We start from the raw sequence: 19,980 nt of genomic DNA, 5'->3' as shown, positions 1-19,980 counted from the left end.
AATATGGGTCAGGAATGGAGGGTGGCGGCCGGTTCAGGCACGCATGCCACCCACCAGCAGATCGAAATAGCCGTCGGCGATGGATTCGGCGCTGTCGCCCTGGCCGGGCTTGTACCAGCGCACCATCCAGTTCAGCATCGACAGCACGGCGCGGCCGGTGGCGGCCACGTCCAGCACACGGAATGCGCCTTCGGCCACGCCCTGCGCGATCACGTCGCGCAGCTGCTTCTCGTAGCTGTCGCGCAGGCGGGCGGCATCTTCGCGCTCGGACAGCGCCATGCCGGAATACCCGATCAGCATCGTCACGAACTGGGCGTGGTGCTGCTCGAAGTACCGGGCATGTCCCACCATGAAAGCGCGCAGGCGGGCCACGCCGCCCTCGGCGCCGGCCACGTCGCGGCCGACGGTGTGGGTCAGGCCCTCCAGCACCTCGAGGATGATGGCGTCGTAGATGTCCTGCTTGGTGGGGTAGTAGTGATAGATGGCCGCCTTGGACACGCCGATTGCGCCGGCCAGGTCGGCAATGGAGCTGCCGTCGTAACCGCTGCGCGCGAACAGCTTGGCGGCTTCTTCCAGAATGCGTTCGCGCGGGGCGGCCAGGGTGGGTGGCCGGCCCGCACGGGCACGTTTCTGAACGGGTTGGGGGGTGATGCCCATGGACGCCTTTGGCAGGGGCCGCGCGAGGCCGGAGGGTTCTGGCGAACCGCAATTGACAGCCATTCCGCGCATGCCGTTAAATAAAGATTAATTAATTACCGGACGGTCGGTAGGTAATTAATATACTCCAAAACCTACAACGAGACGACGCCCCATGCCCCATCCCCTCGTGACTGATTTGTATGGCCAGATGTCCTTGCCGGTCATCAGTGCCCCGATGTTCATCGTGTCCAATCCCAAGCTGGTCATCGCGCAGTGCACGAGCGGCATCGTGGGGTCGTTTCCCGCGCTGAATGCGCGCCCGCAGACGCTTCTGACCGACTGGCTGGACGAAGTCCAGGCCGGTCTGGCGTCCTACCGCGAGGCCAATCCCGGCGCCCACGTCGCGCCGTTTGCCGTCAACCAGATCATCCACCAGTCCAACGACCGGCTGGAACAGGACCTGGCGGTGTGCGCCAGCCACCGGGTTCCGCTCATCATCACCAGCCTGCGCGCCCCCGGCGACCTGGTGAAGGGCGTGCATGACTGGGGCGGCAAAGTCTTCCATGACGTGACGACGATCCGGCACGCGGAAAAGGCGCTGGAAGCGGGCGTGGACGGGCTGATCCTGGTGTGCGCGGGCGCGGGCGGCCATGCCGGCACGCTCAGCCCCTTCGCGCTGATCTCTGAAGTGCGGCGCTTCTACGACGGCCCCCTGATCCTGTCGGGCGCCATCACCTCGGGCGCGCACGTCCTGGCCGCGCAGGCCATGGGCGCGGACTTCGCCTACATGGGCACGCGCTTCATCGCCAGCGAGGAAGCGAACGCCAGCGACGGCTACAAGGCCGCGATCGTCGAGGCCAGCGCCTCGGACATTCTGTACACGCCGTTCTTCACCGGCATCCCGGGCAACTACCTGAAGGCCAGCATCGCGGCCGCCGGCCTGGATCCGGCCAACCTGCCCGCCCCGGACAGCGGCGCATCCAATTTCGGCACGACCCGCGTCAAGCCCTGGAAGGACATCTGGGGCGCCGGCCAGGGCGTAGGCGGCATCGCCAGCGTAGAACCGACCCGCAAGATCGTCGACACGCTGCGGCATGAATACGCCGAGGCAAAGGCCCGCCTGGCCACGGGACCGCACGCATGAGCGCCGGCCTGAAGGTGGCGCGCGACGGCGCCGTCCTCACGCTGACGATCGACCGCCAGGACCGCCGCAACGCGCTGGACACCGCCACCTATGCCGCCCTGACCGAGCAGATTTCGCTCGCCAGCGCGGACGTGGCGGTCTCGGCGGTCATCCTGACGGGCGCGGGCGAACATTTCACGGCAGGCAACGACCTGCGCGACTTCCAGGCCGAACGCGGGGCGGGCGACAGCGCCGGGCTGACGTTCCTGCGCGCGCTGACCACGGCCGACGTGCCCGTCATCGCCGCGGTCGAGGGTTACGCCATCGGCATCGGCGTGACGCTGCTGCAGCATTGCGATTTTGTCCACATCGGGGAAGGCGCGACCCTGCGCATGCCGTTTGTCGCCCTGGGGCTGTGTCCGGAAGGCGCGTCCAGCCTGCTGATGCCGCGCCTGGTGGGCCGCCGGGCAGCGCAGTGGCTGATGCAGGGCAAAGCTTTTTCGGCGCAGGAGGCGGTGGACGCCGGCCTGGCCACGTCCGTCACGCCCAAGGGCGAGGCGCTGGCTGCGGCCCAAGCCACCGCAGCGGACCTGGCGCGCCAGCCGCCGGCCGCGCTGCGCCTGACCAAGGCCATGATGAAGCGGGCGGACCGCCAGGCCATCCAGGAGACGCTGGACTACGAAGCCCAGCAGTTCCGCGCCCGCCTGCAGACCGAAGAGGCGCAGGCGGCGTTCGCGAAGTTCTTCAAGAAATAGCGCGTCAGAAGGGCGAATCGGGGCGGAAGTTCGGCGCCCGGCGTTCACGCAGGGAATTGATGCCCTCGCGCACGTCCGGGCCGCCAAAACCCATGAATTCCAGCGCCAGCGACGTGTCGAAAGTCGGTCCGGCCATGCGCAGCCAGTTGTTCAGCGAATATTTGGTCCAGCGGATCGCCGTCTGCGACCCGGCCGCCAGCTTGTTGGCCACTTCGAACGCCTTGCCGATCAGCTCGGCCTCGTCCACGCAGAGCGACACGAGGCCGATTCGTTCGGCTTCCTCGCCAGACACCGTCTCGCACAGCATGAGGTAGTACTTGGCCTTGGCCATGCCGCACAGCAGCGGCCAGACGATGGCGGCGTGGTCGCCCGCCGTGACGCCAAGCCGGGTGTGGCCGTCGATGATGCGGGCGTCGCGCGCCGCGATCGAGATGTCTGCCAGGAGGCCGGCCACCAGCCCCGCCCCCACCGCCGCGCCATGCATGGCCGACACGATGGGCTTGCTGCAATTGATGATGTTGTAGACCAGGTCGCGCGCCTCGCGCCAGACGCGGGTGCGCACGTCGAAGTCGTCCGCCATCTGCTGCACCAGATCCAGGTCGCCGCCCCCCGAGAAGCCCTTGCCCTCGCCGCGGATCACCACGACCCGCGTGTCCGGATCGGTGTCGATGTCGCGCCAGATGTCGGCCAGTTCCCGGTGCATCCGGTCGTCGGCCGTGGAAAGCTTGCCCGGCACGCCGCCCTTGGCGCCCATGATCAGTTCCAGCACGCCGCCAGGATGGCGGCGCAGCTTCAGGGATTCGTAGGCCGAATAGTGTTCCAGCGTGATGTCGGTCATTGTCTGCTCCGGGTCTGGTCTTTGGTTGTTCGCACCCCGCCCCAAGGCGGCCGCGTTTTTGCGCACTATAGTGGATACGGCCGACCCGCCAAGACGATTTCCCTCCGGAGCCTCACCCCATGAACACCCCCGCCGTCCCCATTGACCGCGCCGCGTTGCCCGCCCTGTTCGCACCCCGCGCGGACGACTCGCACAAAGGCAGCTTCGGCACCGTGGGCGTGGTGGGCGGCGGTCCCGGCATGACCGGCGCAGCCCTGCTCGCCGCCCGCGCTGCCCTGAAGACCGGCGCCGGCAAGGTGCTGGTGGGTTTCGTGCAGGAAACGCTGCCGCTGCCCTGCGACCCGCTGCAACCCGAACTGATGCTGCGCGACTTCCGTTCGCTGCTGGAAGAAGACTGGGGCGTGACCGCCTGGGTCGCCGGCTGCGGGATCGGCACGGGCGCGCTGGCCGCCAACGCCCTGTCGGAACTGTTCGTCCTGCGGCGGCACGCGCCGCTGGTCCTGGACGCCGACGGCCTGAATCTGCTCGCCCGCGGCGAAATCCGGCCGACCTGGGGCGCGGGCCCCGTCGTGCTGACCCCGCACCCGGCGGAAGCCGCCCGTTTGCTGGGCGTCGGCACCGACACCATCCAGCGCGACCGCCCCGCCGCCGCCCGGCAACTGGCGCAGCGCTTTCAGGCGTGGGTGGTGCTCAAGGGCGCCGGCACCGTGGTGTGCGCCCCGGACGGCGGCCTGCACATCAACACCACGGGCAACCCGGGCCTTGCCACCGCCGGAACCGGGGACGTATTGGCCGGCATGCTGGGCGCGCTGATCGCCCAGAAGCTGCCGCTGGACCAGGCCGTGCTCGGCGCCGTCTGGCTGCATGGCGCCGCCGCCGATGCGCTCGTCGCCCAGGGTGTCGGCCCCATCGGCCTGACGGCCGGCGAGCTGGCCGACGCCGCCCGCACCCTGCGCAACGCGCGCTAAGTCCAAGCCCGACAAAACATTTTTACAACATACTAGGGTTTTCCCCTAAAATGAGATTGCTATTGGCCTAGGGTTATCCCTATAATGGTTTACCCCATGACGAAACGGACTGGAGCCAAACCATGAGCGAACTGACCCTGAACAACACTGCCCGCCTGACCGACGCGCTGGAGCGTGACCTGCTCCGCGGCGCTCTCGAAAACCAACCGAATTCTCACCCGCTGACCAGCCTGAAGAAGGCTGGCCAATCCGTAGCAGCCGCTGTAGCCGCCGTCTTTACCTTCATCGACGAAGTGAACGAATCGATGAACAAGGCTCGCGCCGCCAGCTCGCGCTTCTCCGGATCGCAGTGGTAATAACAGCCGCGCCAGGCTGAATCGCGACCAATCTCCCGCGACTCAGCCTGGCGCGCTGCCGTTGCCGCGCCCGCCTGGCCCTCCCCAGGCGCCCGCCGCAACGTTTCGGCGCCCGTCCCCTCACCGGCGCCATCGCGTCGCGAGAGGTCCCAAGAGGGACCGCGCGACGCCCTCTCTCCCTTCCCCTCTCGGCGTTTTCCCTAGCGCCCCGATTGCCGCTGCGCATTGACAGCGCGCGAACCCCCTACCGATAATCGGCCCCTTGCCGTCGTGCCCTGGCGACATTTCCCCGCAAGCCCCCTGGCCGACGCAGTCGTCCCCTGGCGCGCGTGGCCGCCTGCACGATCCGGTTCGTTCCCCATCCGGAGTTGTCACCATGAAGTTGCGCACCACCCTGGCCCTTGTGGCCGCCGCCATTCCCCTGGCAGCCGCCCAAGCCCAGACGTTGAAGATCGGCCTGTCGGCCGAACCGACCTCGGCGGACCCCCACTATCACAAGATGACGCAGAACGACGCGTTCTCCGCGCACGTCTACAACTCGCTGGTGGGCCGCAGCGCCGACATGAAGCTGGTTCCCCAGCTTGCGACTTCCTGGAAGCCCCTGGACGACCTGACCTGGGAATTCAAGCTGCGCGACGACGTCAAGTTCTCGAACGGCAAGCCGTTCACGTCCGAAGACGTGCTGTTCACGATCTGCCGGACGCTGAACAACGAAACCAACGTGTCGCAGTCCTACATGGACATGACCAAGCGCATCACCGACGTCCAGACGCCGGACGCGCACACCGTCATCATCAAGACGGGCGAACCCTTCCCCCTGATGCCGGCCGAACTGGCCCGCTCGCTGCCGATCATCTGGAACGGCATCGTCGAGCACGGCAAGCTCACGTATGACCCCAAGAAGGGTTGCGGCGTGACGGGCGCCTGGCCCACGGTCGTCGACTTCAACAACGGCAAGGACGCCATCGGCACCGGCCCCTACATGCTGAAGTCCTACGTCAAGGGCACCGGCATCGAACTCGTCCGCAACGAGAACTACTGGGGCGAAAAGCCGCACTGGAAGGAAGTGAAGTTCGTGCCGGTGCCGTCCGCCGGCCCGCGCCTGACCGGCCTTTTGTCCGGCGACTTCGACATGATCGAAAACCCCGCCGCGCGTGACCTGCCGCGCCTGAAGGACAACCCGAAGTTCGGCTTCGTGGCCACGCCGTCCACCCGCCTGGTGTTCTTCCAGCCGGACGTGGGCCGCAACCCCAGCCCGTTCGTCAAGAGCGCCGACGGCAAGAACCCGCTGCAGGACCTGCGCGTGCGCAAGGCCATCAACATGGCCATCGACCGCAAGACCATCACCGCCCGCATCATGGACGGCATGGCGACCCCGGCCTTCCAGTTCATGCCCGACGGCATGTTCGGCGCGCTGCCCAAGGCCCCGGAAATCAAGTACGACCCGGAAGGCGCCAAGAAGCTGCTGGCCGAAGCCGGTTACCCGAACGGCTTTGAACTGACGCTGTCGTCCACCAACGATCGTTACGTCAACGACGGCCAGGTCGCGCAGGCCGTGGCCCAGTATCTGTCGCGCGTCGGCATCAAGACCAACGTGGACGCGATGACCGCCTCCATCTACTTCCCCAAGCGCGCCAAGCGCGAGTTCAGCTTCTCGATGGGCGGCTGGCCGGCGGAAACGGGTGAAGCGTCGGCGCTGTTCCAGCTGTGGGTCGCCACGCTGGATTCGCCCGTCAGCCTGGGCACCAGCAACTACGGCGGCTTCTCGAACGCCGACTTCGACAAGGTCTACAAGCAGGCCATCGTGACGGTTGACCCCGCCAAGCGCGAAAAGCTGCTGCAGGAATCCACCCAGATCGCCCTGGACAACGTGCCGCTGATCCCGCTGCACTTCGAAAGCAGCATCTGGGCATACCGCAATGGCATCTCGTACGAAGGCCGCCGCGACCAGTACACCCTGGCCACCTCGGTCAAGCCCGACGCCAAGTGAGCCGGCAGGGCTGAGTAAAGAAGAAACGGCTGCCTCGTGCAGCCGTTTTGCCTTGTGGCGGCGCAAATGCGCCCCGCTTTGCCCGAGCCCCCCGCCCCATCCCCTACAATCGTCTCGCTTCATCGGAACCGCCATGCCCACGTCTTTGCCCCCGTCTTCGTCCGCCCCTGCCCCCCGTCCTTTCCTGTTGGCCTGTCCGGACCTGTCGGCCGAGCGCGTGGGCAACACCGACACGCCCGGCGTCTGGCATTTCGATTCCGGCGCGCCCGGCAAGCGGGTGATGCTGAGCGCGCTGATCCACGGCAACGAACTGTGCGGCGCCTGGGCGCTGAAGGACCTGCTTGCCGCCGGCCTGCGCCCGCGCCGCGGCACGCTGACGCTGGCGTTCTGTAACCTGGCGGCCTTCGACCGCTTCGACGCCCGCAATTACGCCCCCGCGCGCTTCGTGGACGAAGACATGAACCGCGTCTGGAGCGAGGACAAGCTGTCCGCGCCGATCTCCCAAGAGCGCCGCCGCGCCGCCGAGCTCCGGCCGTGGGTGGAACAGGCGGACTGGCTGCTCGACTTTCATTCGATGAGCAATTCCGACGTGCCGCTGCAGCTGACCGGCCTGGAGCAGCGCAACATCGATCTGGCGCTGGCTTTGGGCAATCCCGCCACCATCATTGCCGACGCGGGCCACGCTGCCGGCGTGCGCATGCGCGATTTCGGCCGTTTCGGCGAAGCCGGCGACAACGGCACGCGGTCCCTGCTGATTGAATGCGGGTTCCATGGCGCCCCCGAGGCGCGCGGCGTGGCCGCCGACCAGATGGCGCGCTTTCTGGTGCAGGCCGGCACAGTGGACCGCAGCGACATCCCCGCCGCCTGGTTCGCGCCCGGCGCGCCGCTGCAGCGCGCGCTGCGCGTCACGCACGCTGTCGCCGCCAAGAGCGCCGACTTCCGTTTCGCCGAGGCCTGGAAGGGCCTGGAGATGCTGCCCAAGGCGGGCACCGTCATCGGCTGGTCGGAAGGCGAGCCCGTCACCACCCCGTACGACAACTGCGTGCTCATCATGCCGTCCACCGCCAACCTGCGGCCCGGCGTCACCGTCGTGCGCCTGGCGCAGCCGATTGCGTAGCGTACGGCCTGCCAAACCCCCGGCTTTTCCCCAACCCCTGAGCCCACCAAGGAAATCATCTCGTGGCCTTGTTCATCCTACGCAGACTGATACAGAGTCTGTTCGTGCTGCTGGCCGTTTCGGTCGTGGTCTTCTTCGCGGTGTATGCCGTGGGCGACCCGATCGAGCTGCTGGTCAGCCCCGAAGCCAGCCAGGCCGCGCGCGAGGCGATGATCGCCCGCCTGGGCCTGGACCTGCCCGTCTGGCAGCAGTACACAGGCTTCCTGTGGCGCGCGCTGCACGGCGACCTGGGCACGTCCTTCGTGCACGGCATCCCGGCGATCGAACTGATCGTGCAGCGCATTCCCGCCACGTTCGAGCTCGTGATCGTCGCGATCATGCTGACCTGTGTGATCGGCATTCCGCTCGGCCTGATCGCAGGTCTGTACCGCGATGAGTATGTGGGCCGCGGCATCATGGCCTCGTCCGTGCTGGGCTTTTCGCTGCCGAACTTCTGGCAGGGCATGATGCTGATCCTGCTGTTCGCCGTCTGGCTGGGCTGGCTGCCCGCCACCGGCCGCGGCGACACGGTGACCGTGCTGGGCGTGCGCCTGTCCATCCTGACCGCCGACGGCTGGTCGCACCTGATCATGCCCGCCATCAACCTGGCGCTGGCCAACATCGCCCTGGTGCTGCGCCTGACGGCCTCCGGCGTGGTGGAAGCCCGCAGCCAGGACTACGTGAAGTTCGCGCGCGCCAAGGGCGTCAAACCCGGCCGCATCGTGCGCCGCCACATCCTGCGCAACATCCTGATCCCGGTGGTCACGGTGATCGGCATGGAGTTCGGCACGCTGATCGCCTACTCGACCATCACCGAGACCGTGTTCGCGTGGCCCGGCATGGGCAAGCTGCTGATCGACAGCGTGTACCAGCTCGACCGCCCCGTCGTCGTCGCCTACGTGATGCTGGTCACGCTGATCTTCGTCATCATCAACCTGGTTGTGGACATCCTGTACGCCGCGCTCGACCCGCGCGTGCAGCTCGTGGCCCCCGCTCATTGAACCGCCATGGCTAACTCTCCCAATCCCGGCCGCACCCGCACCGTCCAGCCTCTGGCCGAGACGCCCCGGCGCGCCGCCATCCTGAAAAAACTGCATGCGCGTCCCACGGTGCGCGGCTCGGTCATCGCGCTGGCCGTCCTGATCATCCTGGTGGTCTTTGCGCCATTCTTCGCGCCGCAGAATCCGTACGATCTGGCCAATCTGTCGCTCATGGACGGACGCCTGGCCCCGCGCCAAGCGCTGATGGACGGCAGCATCGCCTGGCTGGGCACCGACGACCAGGGCCGCGACATGCTCAGCGCCATCCTGTATGGCCTGCGCATCAGCCTGATGGTGGGCCTGTCCGCCGTCGTGCTGGCAACCGCCATCGGCGGCGCGATCGGCCTGGTGGCCGCCTACATCGGCGGCTGGGTCGACACCGTGCTGATGCGCATCGTCGACTTCATCCTGGGCTTTCCGACCATTCTGGTGGCGCTGGTGCTGCTGGTGGTGCTGGGCCGGGGGGTCGACAAGGTGATCCTGGCGCTTGTCCTTGTGCAATGGGGCCACTACGCGCGGATCATGCGCAGCCGCGCCTTGCAGGAACGCCGCAAGGAATACGTCGAGGCCGCAGCCAACCTGGGCTTTCCGGCGTGGCGCATCATGCTCTTTCACCTGTTGCCCAACTGCCTGGGTCCGGTGATGGTGTTCGCCACCATCCAGATCGCGACCGCGATCGCGCTGGAAGCGACGCTGTCGTTCCTGGGTGTGGGCGTGCCGATCACCGAACCGTCGCTGGGCCTCTTGATCTCCAACGGCTTCCAATACTTGCTGTCGGGCGACTACTGGATCAGCCTGTTCCCGGGCATTGCGCTCCTGGTTCTCATCCTCTCCATCAACATCGTGGGTGACCGCCTGCGCGAAAGCCTGGATCCTCGTCGAGCATGAGCGACATTCTTCTTGATGTGCGCGGCCTGCGCACTGCATTCCATACCGAGGCCGGTGCGTGGCTGGCGGTCGACGGTGTCGACCTGACCGTGCGCCGTGGCGAGATCGTGGGCCTGGTGGGCGAGTCCGGTTCGGGCAAGTCGGTCACAGGCTTTTCGCTGCTTGGCCTCATCGACCCGCCGGGCGAAGTCGTCGACGGCGAAGTGAAGTTCAAGGGCACGGACCTGCGCAAGCTGTCTGAAGAGCAGATGCGCCAGTTGCGCGGCAACCGCATCGCCATGATCTTCCAGGACCCGCTGATGACGCTGAACCCGGTGCTGCGCATCGGCGAGCAGATGATGGAAGCCATCCTGACGCACGAGGACGTGCCGCGCGCGCAGGCCGAGGAACGCTGCCGCGAGGCGCTGGCCATGGTCGGCATCCCGTCGCCGGAAAAGCGCCTGAAGAGCTATCCGCACGAATTCTCGGGCGGCATGCGTCAGCGCGTGGCAATCGCGATTGCGATGCTGAACAAACCCGACCTGATCATCTGCGACGAACCCACGACCGCGCTGGACGTGACCATCCAGGGCCAGATCCTGTACCGCATGCAGCAGATCTGCCGCGAGCACAACACCGCGTTGATCTGGATTACCCACGATCTGGGCGTGGTGGCCGAGCTGGCGGACCGCGTGGCCGTGATGTATGCCGGCCGTATCGTGGAAAGCGGTCCGGTCGAACAGGTGCTGGACGCACCGCGCCACCCCTATACCAAGGGCCTTCTGGACTCGATGCCCGGCGCCACGCAGCCGGGCGCGCGCCTGCACCAGATCAACGGCATGGCGCCCAGCCTGGCGGGCCGTCCGTCGGGCTGTGCGTTCCGGCCGCGCTGCGTCAACGCGGTCACGCGCTGCACCGAGCAGGCCCCCTCCGTCACCACAGAAGGTTCGCGCAGCTATCGCTGTTACGTGCCGATTGCCCGCGAGGCACAGTAAGCAATGAGCAAAGCCGATACCCCCGTCATCGAGCTCAAGAACGTCCACAAGCGCTTCGAGCAGCGGCCTGACCTGGCCCAACGCATTCTCGCCCTGACCGGCCGCCCCATCGACCGCCGCACCGTGTACGCGGTGAACGGCGTGGACCTGTCCATCAAGCGCGGCGAAGTCGTGGGCCTGGTGGGCGAGTCCGGTTGCGGCAAGTCCACGCTGGGACGCGTCGTGGCCGGCCTGCATCGCCAGACCGAAGGCGAGCTGCTGTACCAGGGCCTGGACGCCAACCGCCTGCGCGGCGCCGACAAGCTGGCGTACACGCTGGGCGTGCAGATGATCTTCCAGGATCCGCAGGCCTCGCTGAACCCGCGCCAGCGCCTGCGGCAGATCCTGGGCGAATCGCTGAAGGTGCACAAGCTGGCGCCCCCGGCGGAGATCCCCGCCCGCGTCGACCAGGCGCTCACGGAAGTGGGTCTGGCCACCGAATACCGCGACCGCTTCCCGCATCAGATCTCGGGCGGTCAACGCCAGCGCATCGGCATCGCCCGCGCGCTGATGGTGGCGCCCAAATTCCTGGTCTGTGATGAACCGGTGGCGGCGCTGGACGTGTCGATCCAGGCGCAGGTGATCAACCTGTTCATGGACCTGCGCGAACAGCACGGTTTCACGTACCTGTTCATCAGCCATGACCTGGGCGTGGTCAAGCACATCTCGGACCGCGTCGCGATCATGTATCTGGGTAAGATCGTGGAGATCTCGACGTCGGCCGAAATCTTTGCCCGCGCCAATCACCCGTACACGCAGGCGCTGATGGCCGAAGTGCCGGACGTGGCGCGCCGCGGCCGCAAGTTCACGCCGATCAAGGGCGAGATTCCGTCGCCGCTGAATCCGCCGTCCGGCTGCACGTTCAACCCCCGCTGTCCCCACGCGATGCCGCGCTGCCGTGAAGTGGCGCCGGCCCTGAAAGAAATCTCGGCGGGCCACTGGTCGGCCTGCCACCTGAACGAAGCGAGCGCCTGATGAAACCTTCCGATATGTCCAACGTGGACCGCATCGCCATCGAAATGGGCCATGCGGGCCGCAACGCGATCCTGTACGTGGACGAGGACCGCAACTACGACCGTCCGTTCAAGCTGCAGACCTACCGCCCCTACGGCTACACGCCGGACTGCCCGGTGGTGATCGTGCAGCACGGCGTGCTGCGCAACGGCGACGAATACCGCGATTTCTGGGTCGAAGCCGCCGACAAGCACAAGCTGCTGATCGTGGCGCTGACGTTCTCGAACGAGATCTGGCCGGGCGTTGAAAGCTACAACAACGGCCGCGTGTTTTCGGCCGGCGGCAATCCGCGCCACATCGATGGCTGGACGTATGCGCTGGTGGGCAACGTCATCAAGGACATGATCGCCGGCGAGATCACCGACGGGCAGAACGTGTACCTGTTCGGCCACAGCGCGGGCGGCCAGTTCGTCCACCGCCTGATGAGCAGCCAGCCGCACGCGCCGTTCAAGGCGGTGACGGCGGGCAATCCGGGCTGGTACACGCTGCCGACGTTCGACTATCCCTATCCCGAGGGCATGGACGGCGTGGGGCTGACCGAGGACCATCTGGTGAAGCTGCTGGCCTACCCGATGACGATCCTGGCGGGCGACAAGGACATCGAGACCAACGATCCCAACCTGCCGTCCGAGCCCGCCGCGATGCGCCAGGGCCCGCACCGCTTTGCCCGTGCGCAAAACTACTTCGAATTCGGCCGCAAAGAGGCCGAGCGCCGCGGCGTGCCGTTTGGCTGGAAGCTGCAGGTGGTGCCGGGCATTGGCCACGACGGCCGCGCGATGTCTGCCGTGTGCGCGAGCCTGTGGTTCGATGGCAAGATGCCCGACGATGCCGAGCTCGCCCGCCTGGCCGGCCAGCAGGTCGCCTGAATCCCTTTTCCATTGCTGAAATCCGATACCGCCATGTCCAACACCCAGAGCACTGAACAGATCGTCGCCGGCATTCAAAGCTGGCTGCAATGCGAGTCGCCGTCGAACTTCCCGGAAGGCATCGCCGCGATGGCGCGCATCATCGCCGACTACGCGGCTGCGGCCGGCCTGACGGTGGAGCTGTCGTCGCTGGGGCCCACGACGGGCCCGCTGCTGTACGCGACCAACCGCGCGCCAGGCGATACGCGTCCGGGCATCCTGATCCTGGCGCACATGGATACGGTGCATCCGGTGGGCACGCTGCTGGAAAACCCGGTGCGCATCGACGGCGACCGTCTCTACGGCCCGGGCAGCTATGACATGAAGGCGGGCATCTATCTGGCGCTGACGGCGCTGGCCGGCGTGGCGCGTCCGGGTGCGACGCAACTGCCGGTGGATTTCCTGGTGGTGCCGGACGAAGAAACGGGCAGCCACGCCTCGCGCGCGCATATCGAACGCTTCGCCGCGAATGCCAAGTACGCGCTGGTGTGCGAACCGGCCCGCCCCAACGGCGGCAAGTGCGTGACGGCACGCAAGGGGACGGGCATGCTGAATCTGAACGTGAAGGGCCGCCCGGCCCACGCGGGCATGCAACACGAGAAGGGCCGCAGCGCGATCCGCGAAATGGCGCATCAGGTGCTGGCGCTGGAAGCGATGACGGACTACGACCGTGGCATCACGGTGAGCGTGGGGACCATCGCGGGCGGTACGGTCACCAACACGGTTCCGGCGCTGTGCCGCTGCGTGGTGGATTTCCGGGTGCCTGACATGGGCGCCGCGGAAGACGTGCTGCGCCGGATGCGTGAACTGTGCGCGGTGGGTCCGGACGTTGAACTGGACATCGACGTGGAACTGAACCGTCCGCCGATGGTAAAGACGGAGGCGGCGGCTGCGTTGCTGGCCTTGGTGCAGGGGTTTGCGGATCGCGCGGGCTTCTTGCTTGAAGATGCGCCGATGACGGGTGGCGGCAGCGATGCCAACTTCACGTCGGCAATGGGTATTCCGACGCTGGATGGGTTGGGAGCGGATGGGGATGGCGCGCATACGTTGAATGAGTATGTGCTGGTGTCTACGTTGGAGCAGCGGTTGAAGTTTTGGGAATTGCTGCTGCGGGATTTGGCTTGATGTTGTGTTTTTTGCGGCATCTTTGCGCGAAGAGTTGAGTTCTTGATGCGGCCGGGTGGTTGAGTTCTTAAGACGTCCGCCACGGTGGCGGCCCGGGGCGCGCGGGGCCACGATTGCGGTCCGGAGCCTTCGCTCCGGACTTGCCTAGGCGGCCCCCCCCGTCGTCATCTTCGTCCGCCTTCGGCTCCCTTCAGATTCCCTCGGGCTTATCGACGCCCCGCGCACCCCGGGCCGCCACCGCACCGGACTCTGGCAATTGAAATCTGATGGCCGCTGGGACGACCAGCGTGCTTGGCATTTTTGCGCCGTGATGTTCAAGCTAGAAGCAGCTTGCGGGGCCCGTCTCCGTTTGGCCGCGCGGGCGGCCTCCGGAGACTTACGCGGCGTCTTGCGGCGTAGCGATGACGCTTCGCGCGTGGCTGCATTTGATCCAGGTGTCTGACACCCAGGTGAGATTCACGTCATACCAAGCGCATCTCCCGAGGGTGTCAGACACCGGCAGCGGCAGACGCTCTCGCCAAGTTCAAGCGGAGTCGCCATTAATCGTCATTTGAACCCCAGTACCCGATGGGCGGCGCGTACTGGTCGGCAAGTTGCGGCTGACCGTCGCCGCGCCGCCCATCACCGCCCCTCCCCCCGTGACGACGGCCCATTAGCAAGCCAACCGTCACCAGCGCGCAAGCGACCACCGCCACGACGCCCCACCGGCCCAATGCCGGGTTGCCGCCGTCCGGGCGGCAGCAACCCGGCGGCCCCGCAGATCCCCTTCCCTGACCACAGGTCTTACTGCGCCCCATACCAAAGACCCTCGTAGCACGGCGTCGTGGTCACCGGGGAGGCGAGCGCCGTCGATGCACCCGAGGGAATCTGAAGGGAGCCGAAGGCGGACGAAGATGACGAAGGGGGGGGCCGCCTAGGCCAGTCCGGAGCGAAGGCTCCGGACCGCAATCGTGGGCGATCGTGCCCACGGGGACCGCGGCGTCGGGCGACCTACGGAGACCTGCCGCCACGAAGGCTGATGTCTCGAGGGCCGATATCAGACACCCTGACGAAGACGATTGTCAGCTCGGATCACCGTCTCAGCAGGTCTCAGACACCTAGCCATAACTACATCCGTAGACAAACCCACCACCATCCAAATACCACCATCATCCAGACCCATTCGCCTAGAATGTCGCCCACCAAAATCGCCATCCCCCACCATCTCTCATGTCCGCCGCCCCCACCAGCGCCATCGCTTACGGCCTAGCCACGTTAGCCGCCGACGGCACCATCCTTGACACTTGGTATCCGCGTCCCTCGCTCGCCGACAACGCCCCTCCCACCGGGACTCGTCATCTGACGCCTGAGGAAGCGCGCGCCGCGCTTGGCGAGCACGTGGCCACGGCGCTCGTCCGGGACACGCGCCGCAAGGTCGATATCGTTGCCGTGCGCACCGCCATTTCCTCGCTCGACGAGCCGCCCGCTGATGCTCACGACGCCTATCTGCGTCTGCATCTGCTCAGTCATCGGCTCATCCGGCCGCATGGCGCCAATCTGGATGGGTTGTTTGGCGTGCTCGCCAATGTCGCGTGGACCTCGGTGGGGCCTTGTGCGGTGGATCAGGTTGACGCGCTGCGCTGGCATCTGCGCGCCACCGGGCAGGTTCTGGAAATCCGCGGCGTGGACAAGATTCCGCGCATGACCGATTACGTCGTGGCCAGTGGCGTGCGTATCGCGGACACGGCGCGTGTGCGGCTGGGCGCGCATCTGTCGCCGGGCACCACCGTGCTGCATGAAGGGTTCTGCAATTTCAACGCCGGCACGCTCGGCGCGTCCATGGTCGAAGGCCGCATCAGTGCGGGCGTGATCGTGGACGATGGCACCGATATTGGCGGCGGCGCGTCGATCATGGGGACCATGTCGGGTGGCGGCAAGCAGGTGGTGTCCATCGGCAAGCGTTGCCTGCTTGGCGCCAATTCGGGCATCGGCATTTCGCTGGGCGACGATTGCGTGGTCGAGGCCGGTTGCTACGTCACCGCCGGCACACGGGTGCTGACGCCGGAGGGCGCGGTGGTCAAGGCGGTGTCGCTGGCCGGTCAGCACGGGCTGCTGTTCCGCCGCAACTCGCAGACCGGCGCGGTGGAAGCGCTGGTGCGGACCGCGGCGTGGGGCACGTTGAATCCCGCGCTGCATTCGGGCCACTGAATGGAATATGGCCGCTACGAGCGGCCATATCAATCATGCGGCGTGCGCTCGGTCACCCGAGCCGGCGCATTGGCGTCAGGCGTATTCCGCCGTTTGCCCCAGCTGGTTGTACACCAGGTTGACGAAGAGGTCGGAACTCAGGATGCGCGCCACGCGGCATGAGAAGACCGTCTTGCCGCTGTCGTCCTGCAGGGTGACCGTGTCGGTCCAGTCGTTCAGATCGATGGGCTGCAGCGACTCGTAGGGCCACGTGACGCCGTCGATGTGCAGGCCTTGCGCGGACAGGGACACTTCGCGCGTTTCAAGGTTGGGGAAGGTGCCGCCGGTGATATAACGGAATGTGACGCGCGCGCCCTGCTCGGTCAGCGATTCCAGAACCGGCAGCCGGCGCCCCACGTAGTGGGAGCGGAAGGCGTCCATGAACGCGGGGAATTCGTCGATGCCGGTGGCGACTGTCCAGGCGCCTTGCGCGGCGCTGCGGTACGCCAGGCGGTCGGCGGATCCTGCTGGCGAGTCCGGCTGGCCGGTGTAGAGGCAGAGATCCTGGATGTCCGCGAATGCGGTGTAGATGCGGGCGCCGCCTTCCTGGCTGACGACTCCGTTTTCGTGCAATTCAAAGCAATCCGGGGCGCTCCCCGTGCGGGTAAACACCGCGAATGCGTCTATGGCCTGCGGGGTTTCTCTATCTGTCATGCAACTTCCTGAATGGATTGGGGTGCTATCGCGGCCCAGGACGTCGCAATGTCTTGCGAGCCGTATTCTCCCCCATATGCGCAATACGTGCTTGATGACCCCAATTCCCGCACGTTGAACGGAAATCACTCGCCCGGCGGAATCGGCGCAAAACGCATGTGCTGCACGTCGCCGCGTCCGGCGATGATCGCGGTGGATTCGGGCACTTCTTCCCAGACACCGGCCATGTCCGACAGCGGCTCTGACAACAGCAGGAAGGCATCGTCGTCCATGGCGGCGATCTGCGCGTTGTCGGGGTAGAGTTCGCGCAGGTGGCGCACGCAGGTGTTGTGAAACAGCGTGCGCGAGTCGCCTTCGCTGGAATAACGCACCGCGATCAGGCGCTCGCCGTCCAGCGCGCATACGGTCATGTTGATGGGATGCGCCACGCCGTGGCGCCGGCCGGTTTCCTCGACCGCGCCCACCATGCGGGCGATTGCGGGGATAGGGTCTTCGTCCAGGCCGAACGTAAGGGCCAGAAGAAACATCACCTCGGAATCCGTGGAGCCTTCCAGCGAACCGAAATACGCGGGCGCAATCATCAGCATCAGATCACGGCGCAGCAGCGGGTAGTCGCGGATGAGGCCGTTGTGCACGAACAGCCATTGCCCGTGCCGAAAAGGGTGGCAATTGGTCTCTTGCGCGGGGGTATCGGTGGCGGCGCGGATGTGCGCGACGAAGTGCGGTGCGTGGATGGCGCGGGCGGCCTCGCGCAGATTGCGGTCGTTCCAGGCCGGATGCACGCTGCGATAGCGGAACGGCGGTTCGATGGGGCGGCCTTCGATGGGGCGGCTGTACCAGCCCAGCCCGAAACCGTCGCCATTCGTGGTGGTGGCGCCCAGGCGGGAATGCAGGCTTTGTTCGATGAGCGAGTGCTTGGCCTTGAACAGCACGCTCTCCATCTGCAGGGGACTACCGGTGTAAGCCAGCCAACGGCACATGATGCGCTCCTTCAATCCGGACAGGCCAGTGTAGGAGCGGGGCGCGCGTTTCTTCAAGTCTTGGCTTACGGCCCCCGTCTTCGCCTGCAATGCCGTCGCGTGCTGCGCCGGGTTTGTAGCGCCCCTGTGTGTGGAGGCCCTGTGTACCGCGCCCCTGTGTGTCGCGCGCCTGGTCCGCCCCACCCCTATTTGTTCAGCAGCGCCTTCAGCATGGCCATGCGCTCCTTGGGGCTCATGGCGGCCGTCGCGTCGTCCTCCTGGATGCGCACGTCGCCCAGGCCCATTTCCTCGATGAAGCGCGACGGCTCGCGCACCAGGTCTTCGCGCGCGCGGCGGCGGCGCTTGCACCAGCTCAGGTGCAGGCTGCGCTGCGCGCGCGTGATGCCGACGTACATCAGGCGCCGTTCTTCCTGAATGCGGGTGGCCAGGTTCTCGGCGGCGCGCGCAGGATCGCCGACTTCGTCGTCCTTGCCCAGATGCGGCAGCAGGCCTTCTTCCACGCCGGCCAGGTACACGTGCGGGTATTCGAGGCCCTTGGAGGCGTGCAGCGTGGACATCTTGACGGCGTCGGGCGCTTCTTCCTCGCCGCGCTCCAGCATGGTGACCAGCGCCACGTGCTGCACCAGATCGAAGAGCGACATGTTGTCTTCCTCGGCCTTGCGCTTGAGCCAGCCGGTCAGCTCCAGGACGTTCTGCCAGCGCGTCTGAGCGGGACGCTCTTCGAAGAGTTCGAACAGGTGCCGTTCGTACTGGATGGCTTCGAGCAGGTCGTCGAGGATGGCGCCCGCGGGTTCCGCAGGCGCCGCGTCCTTGCCCGAGGCCGCGCCGCGGCCGGCGCGCCACTGCATGCGGCGGATGAATTCCGCGAAGGTGCGCAGCTGGTCAATCTGGCGCGGCGCCAGCACGCTTTCGAGGCCGGTCTCGGCCACGGCGGCCAGCAGCGACAGTTCGCGGCTGGCGGCGTACTGGCCCAGCGCCTGCAAGGTGGCCTGGCCGATGCCGCGTTTGGGCGTCGTGGCCGCGCGGATGAAGGCGGGGTCGTCATCGTCGTTGGCCAGCACACGCAGGTAGGCCAGAATGTCGCGCACTTCCGCCTTGTCGAAGAAGCTTTGCCCGCCGGAGATCGTGTACGGAATCTTCAAGTTGCGCAGCGCCTGTTCCAGGATGCGCGACTGATGATTGCTGCGGTAAAGGATGGCGAAATCCTTCCACTGCGCCTGGCGTTCGAAGCGCGCGGCGGACACCTTCATGGCGATGGATTCGGCCTCCTGCTCCTCGCCGTCCATGGCCGAGACCTGGATCGGTTCGCCCACGCCCAGCTCGGACCACAGTTTCTTTTCGAAGAGCTTGGGGTTCTTTTCGATGACCTGGTTGGCGGCTGCCAGGATGCGCTGCACCGAACGGTAGTTCTGCTCCAGCTTGATGAGCTTGATGTTCGGGTAGTCGGTGGTCAGCTTGGCCAGGTTCTCGATGGTGGCGCCGCGCCAGGCGTAGATGGCCTGGTCATCGTCGCCCACGGCGGTGAACATGGCGCGCGGGCCGGTCAGCAACTGCACCAGACGGTACTGGCACACGTTGGTGTCCTGGTATTCGTCCACCAGCAGGTAGCGCACGCGGTTCTGCCAGCGGGTGCGCACTTCTTCGTTGCTGGCCAGGAGTTGTGCAGGAATGCGGATGAGGTCGTCGAAGTCCACCGCCTGATAGGCGGCCAGCGTGGCGGCGTAGCTGCGGTAGACGTTGGCGGCTTCGACGTCGCCCGGGGTGATGGCTTCGCGCGCGGCGTCGTCCGGCTCCAGCAGCGCATTCTTCCATAGCGAGATGATGCCTTGCACGTGGCGCAGGCGGGCCTTGTCGGTGGTCGCCAGCAGTTCCTGGATGATGCCCATGGCGTCGTCGGCGTCCAGGATGGAGAACGTGGGTTTCAGGCCCGCGTTGCGCGCTTCTTCGCGCAGCATCTTCACACCCAGCGAGTGGAAGGTGCTGATGATCAGGCCCTTGGACAGCTTGCGGTCGACCAGCGTCTTCACGCGCTCGTCCATTTCGCGGGCGGCCTTGTTGGTGAAGGTCAGCGCGACGACATTGCGGCCCATGTAGCCGCATTCGCGCAGCAGGTAGGCGATCTTCTGCGTGATGACGCGCGTCTTGCCGCTGCCGGCGCCCGCCAGGACGAGGCAAGGGCCGTCCAGGTAGAGCGTCGCCTCCCGCTGCGCGGGATTCATGCCGTGGCCAATCGGTTCGCTTGCGGACATTGGAGATTCAGATCGTCATGCGTCGCGGCGGCCATGCCAACGCAGCCGGCAAGCAAGAGGC

The 19,980-nt window shown here is 66.5% G+C and carries 18 protein-coding genes; 13 read left to right on the top strand and 5 right to left on the bottom strand.

What is annotated here, in order from left to right; all coding sequences use genetic code 11:
* Nucleotides 1–33: 33 nt before the first annotated feature.
* Nucleotides 34–657, bottom strand: coding sequence for a TetR/AcrR family transcriptional regulator (locus AC6CIE_RS14950; protein WP_367351343.1), 624 nt, complete (start codon nt 655–657; stop codon nt 34–36).
* A gap of 154 nt (nt 658–811) precedes the next feature.
* On the opposite strand from AC6CIE_RS14950, the gene AC6CIE_RS14945 reads away from it, so the two are divergent.
* Both AC6CIE_RS14945 and AC6CIE_RS14940 read left to right on the top strand, forming a co-directional pair.
* Nucleotides 812–1,783: a nitronate monooxygenase gene (locus tag AC6CIE_RS14945; RefSeq protein ID WP_495602340.1), complete on the top strand. Its 972-nt coding sequence runs from the start codon at nt 812–814 to the stop codon at nt 1,781–1,783.
* Complete coding sequence (locus tag AC6CIE_RS14940; RefSeq protein ID WP_105237138.1) at nt 1,780–2,517, top strand: enoyl-CoA hydratase-related protein; 738 nt, start codon at nt 1,780–1,782, stop codon at nt 2,515–2,517. The genes AC6CIE_RS14945 and AC6CIE_RS14940 overlap by 4 nt, the downstream gene beginning before the upstream one ends.
* A 4-nt stretch (nt 2,518–2,521) precedes the next feature.
* On the opposite strand, the gene AC6CIE_RS14935 is transcribed toward AC6CIE_RS14940, so the two are convergent.
* A complete protein-coding gene (locus tag AC6CIE_RS14935) occupies nt 2,522–3,355 on the bottom strand; it encodes an enoyl-CoA hydratase/isomerase family protein (protein ID WP_175125116.1) in 834 nt (277 codons plus the stop codon).
* A 119-nt stretch (nt 3,356–3,474) separates the two neighbouring features.
* On the opposite strand from AC6CIE_RS14935, the gene AC6CIE_RS14930 reads away from it, so the two are divergent.
* The 11 genes from AC6CIE_RS14930 (at nt 3,475) to dapD (ending at nt 15,997) form a co-directional block, all read left to right on the top strand.
* Nucleotides 3,475–4,323: an NAD(P)H-hydrate dehydratase gene (locus AC6CIE_RS14930; RefSeq protein WP_498092669.1), complete on the top strand. Its 849-nt coding sequence runs from the start codon at nt 3,475–3,477 to the stop codon at nt 4,321–4,323.
* Nucleotides 4,324–4,445: 122 nt separating this feature from the next.
* Nucleotides 4,446–4,679, top strand: coding sequence for a hypothetical protein (locus AC6CIE_RS14925; RefSeq protein WP_218342258.1), 234 nt, complete (start codon nt 4,446–4,448; stop codon nt 4,677–4,679).
* Between the two features lie 376 nt (nt 4,680–5,055).
* Nucleotides 5,056–6,669 (top strand): ABC transporter substrate-binding protein, encoded by a 1,614-nt coding sequence (locus AC6CIE_RS14920; protein WP_498092667.1) that lies wholly within the window; start codon nt 5,056–5,058, stop codon nt 6,667–6,669.
* A gap of 133 nt (nt 6,670–6,802) precedes the next feature.
* Nucleotides 6,803–7,786, top strand: coding sequence for a M14 family metallopeptidase (locus AC6CIE_RS14915; RefSeq protein ID WP_175125112.1), 984 nt, complete (start codon nt 6,803–6,805; stop codon nt 7,784–7,786).
* A gap of 62 nt (nt 7,787–7,848) precedes the next feature.
* Entirely contained in the window at nt 7,849–8,826 is a 978-nt protein-coding gene (locus AC6CIE_RS14910; RefSeq protein ID WP_175139461.1) for an ABC transporter permease, read from the top strand.
* A gap of 6 nt (nt 8,827–8,832) precedes the next feature.
* Nucleotides 8,833–9,753 (top strand): ABC transporter permease, encoded by a 921-nt coding sequence (locus AC6CIE_RS14905; protein ID WP_105237134.1) that lies wholly within the window; start codon nt 8,833–8,835, stop codon nt 9,751–9,753.
* Nucleotides 9,750–10,727: an ABC transporter ATP-binding protein gene (locus tag AC6CIE_RS14900; protein WP_175125110.1), complete on the top strand. Its 978-nt coding sequence runs from the start codon at nt 9,750–9,752 to the stop codon at nt 10,725–10,727. The genes AC6CIE_RS14905 and AC6CIE_RS14900 overlap by 4 nt, the downstream gene beginning before the upstream one ends.
* Nucleotides 10,728–10,730: 3 nt before the next feature.
* Nucleotides 10,731–11,741, top strand: coding sequence for an ABC transporter ATP-binding protein (locus AC6CIE_RS14895; RefSeq protein ID WP_498092665.1), 1,011 nt, complete (start codon nt 10,731–10,733; stop codon nt 11,739–11,741).
* Entirely contained in the window at nt 11,741–12,646 is a 906-nt protein-coding gene (locus tag AC6CIE_RS14890; RefSeq protein WP_343738357.1) for an alpha/beta hydrolase, read from the top strand. Before AC6CIE_RS14895 ends, AC6CIE_RS14890 begins: the two co-directional genes overlap by 1 nt.
* Nucleotides 12,647–12,679: 33 nt before the next feature.
* Nucleotides 12,680–13,810 carry a M20 family metallopeptidase gene (locus tag AC6CIE_RS14885; RefSeq protein ID WP_175186070.1) on the top strand — a complete coding sequence of 377 codons (1,131 nt, stop codon included), beginning with the start codon at nt 12,680–12,682 and terminating at the stop codon, nt 13,808–13,810.
* A gap of 1,209 nt (nt 13,811–15,019) precedes the next feature.
* Nucleotides 15,020–15,997 (top strand): 2,3,4,5-tetrahydropyridine-2,6-dicarboxylate N-succinyltransferase, encoded by a 978-nt coding sequence (dapD, locus tag AC6CIE_RS14880; RefSeq protein ID WP_498092663.1) that lies wholly within the window; start codon nt 15,020–15,022, stop codon nt 15,995–15,997.
* A 75-nt stretch (nt 15,998–16,072) separates the two neighbouring features.
* Here the strand turns inward: dapD and AC6CIE_RS14875 are convergent, their stop codons facing one another.
* From AC6CIE_RS14875 to AC6CIE_RS14865, 3 genes are all read right to left on the bottom strand, one after another.
* Complete coding sequence (locus AC6CIE_RS14875; protein ID WP_498092661.1) at nt 16,073–16,690, bottom strand: hypothetical protein; 618 nt, start codon at nt 16,688–16,690, stop codon at nt 16,073–16,075.
* A 125-nt stretch (nt 16,691–16,815) separates the two neighbouring features.
* On the bottom strand, nt 16,816–17,670 hold the full coding sequence (locus AC6CIE_RS14870) for a class II glutamine amidotransferase (protein WP_175125103.1): 855 nt from the start codon (nt 17,668–17,670) through the stop codon (nt 16,816–16,818).
* Nucleotides 17,671–17,855: 185 nt separating this feature from the next.
* Entirely contained in the window at nt 17,856–19,919 is a 2,064-nt protein-coding gene (locus tag AC6CIE_RS14865; RefSeq protein WP_239216517.1) for a UvrD-helicase domain-containing protein, read from the bottom strand.
* Nucleotides 19,920–19,980 lie beyond the last annotated feature (61 nt).

Source organism: Achromobacter sp. GQ309 (genome assembly GCF_059759315.1).
Note: the sequence above shows the minus strand (reverse complement) of the source record. Positions and strands in the feature narration are given on the sequence as shown.

Coding starts and splice junctions, on each gene's coding strand:
- AC6CIE_RS14950 (WP_367351343.1), bottom strand. CDS start 657: ATGGGCATCACCCCCCAACCCGTTCAGAAACGTGCCCGTGCGGGCCGG.
- AC6CIE_RS14945 (WP_495602340.1), top strand. CDS start 812: ATGCCCCATCCCCTCGTGACTGATTTGTATGGCCAGATGTCCTTGCCG.
- AC6CIE_RS14940 (WP_105237138.1), top strand. CDS start 1,780: ATGAGCGCCGGCCTGAAGGTGGCGCGCGACGGCGCCGTCCTCACGCTG.
- AC6CIE_RS14935 (WP_175125116.1), bottom strand. CDS start 3,355: ATGACCGACATCACGCTGGAACACTATTCGGCCTACGAATCCCTGAAG.
- AC6CIE_RS14930 (WP_498092669.1), top strand. CDS start 3,475: ATGAACACCCCCGCCGTCCCCATTGACCGCGCCGCGTTGCCCGCCCTG.
- AC6CIE_RS14925 (WP_218342258.1), top strand. CDS start 4,446: ATGAGCGAACTGACCCTGAACAACACTGCCCGCCTGACCGACGCGCTG.
- AC6CIE_RS14920 (WP_498092667.1), top strand. CDS start 5,056: ATGAAGTTGCGCACCACCCTGGCCCTTGTGGCCGCCGCCATTCCCCTG.
- AC6CIE_RS14915 (WP_175125112.1), top strand. CDS start 6,803: ATGCCCACGTCTTTGCCCCCGTCTTCGTCCGCCCCTGCCCCCCGTCCT.
- AC6CIE_RS14905 (WP_105237134.1), top strand. CDS start 8,833: ATGGCTAACTCTCCCAATCCCGGCCGCACCCGCACCGTCCAGCCTCTG.
- AC6CIE_RS14900 (WP_175125110.1), top strand. CDS start 9,750: ATGAGCGACATTCTTCTTGATGTGCGCGGCCTGCGCACTGCATTCCAT.
- AC6CIE_RS14895 (WP_498092665.1), top strand. CDS start 10,731: ATGAGCAAAGCCGATACCCCCGTCATCGAGCTCAAGAACGTCCACAAG.
- AC6CIE_RS14890 (WP_343738357.1), top strand. CDS start 11,741: ATGAAACCTTCCGATATGTCCAACGTGGACCGCATCGCCATCGAAATG.
- AC6CIE_RS14885 (WP_175186070.1), top strand. CDS start 12,680: ATGTCCAACACCCAGAGCACTGAACAGATCGTCGCCGGCATTCAAAGC.
- dapD (WP_498092663.1), top strand. CDS start 15,020: ATGTCCGCCGCCCCCACCAGCGCCATCGCTTACGGCCTAGCCACGTTA.
- AC6CIE_RS14875 (WP_498092661.1), bottom strand. CDS start 16,690: ATGACAGATAGAGAAACCCCGCAGGCCATAGACGCATTCGCGGTGTTT.
- AC6CIE_RS14870 (WP_175125103.1), bottom strand. CDS start 17,670: ATGTGCCGTTGGCTGGCTTACACCGGTAGTCCCCTGCAGATGGAGAGC.
- AC6CIE_RS14865 (WP_239216517.1), bottom strand. CDS start 19,919: ATGTCCGCAAGCGAACCGATTGGCCACGGCATGAATCCCGCGCAGCGG.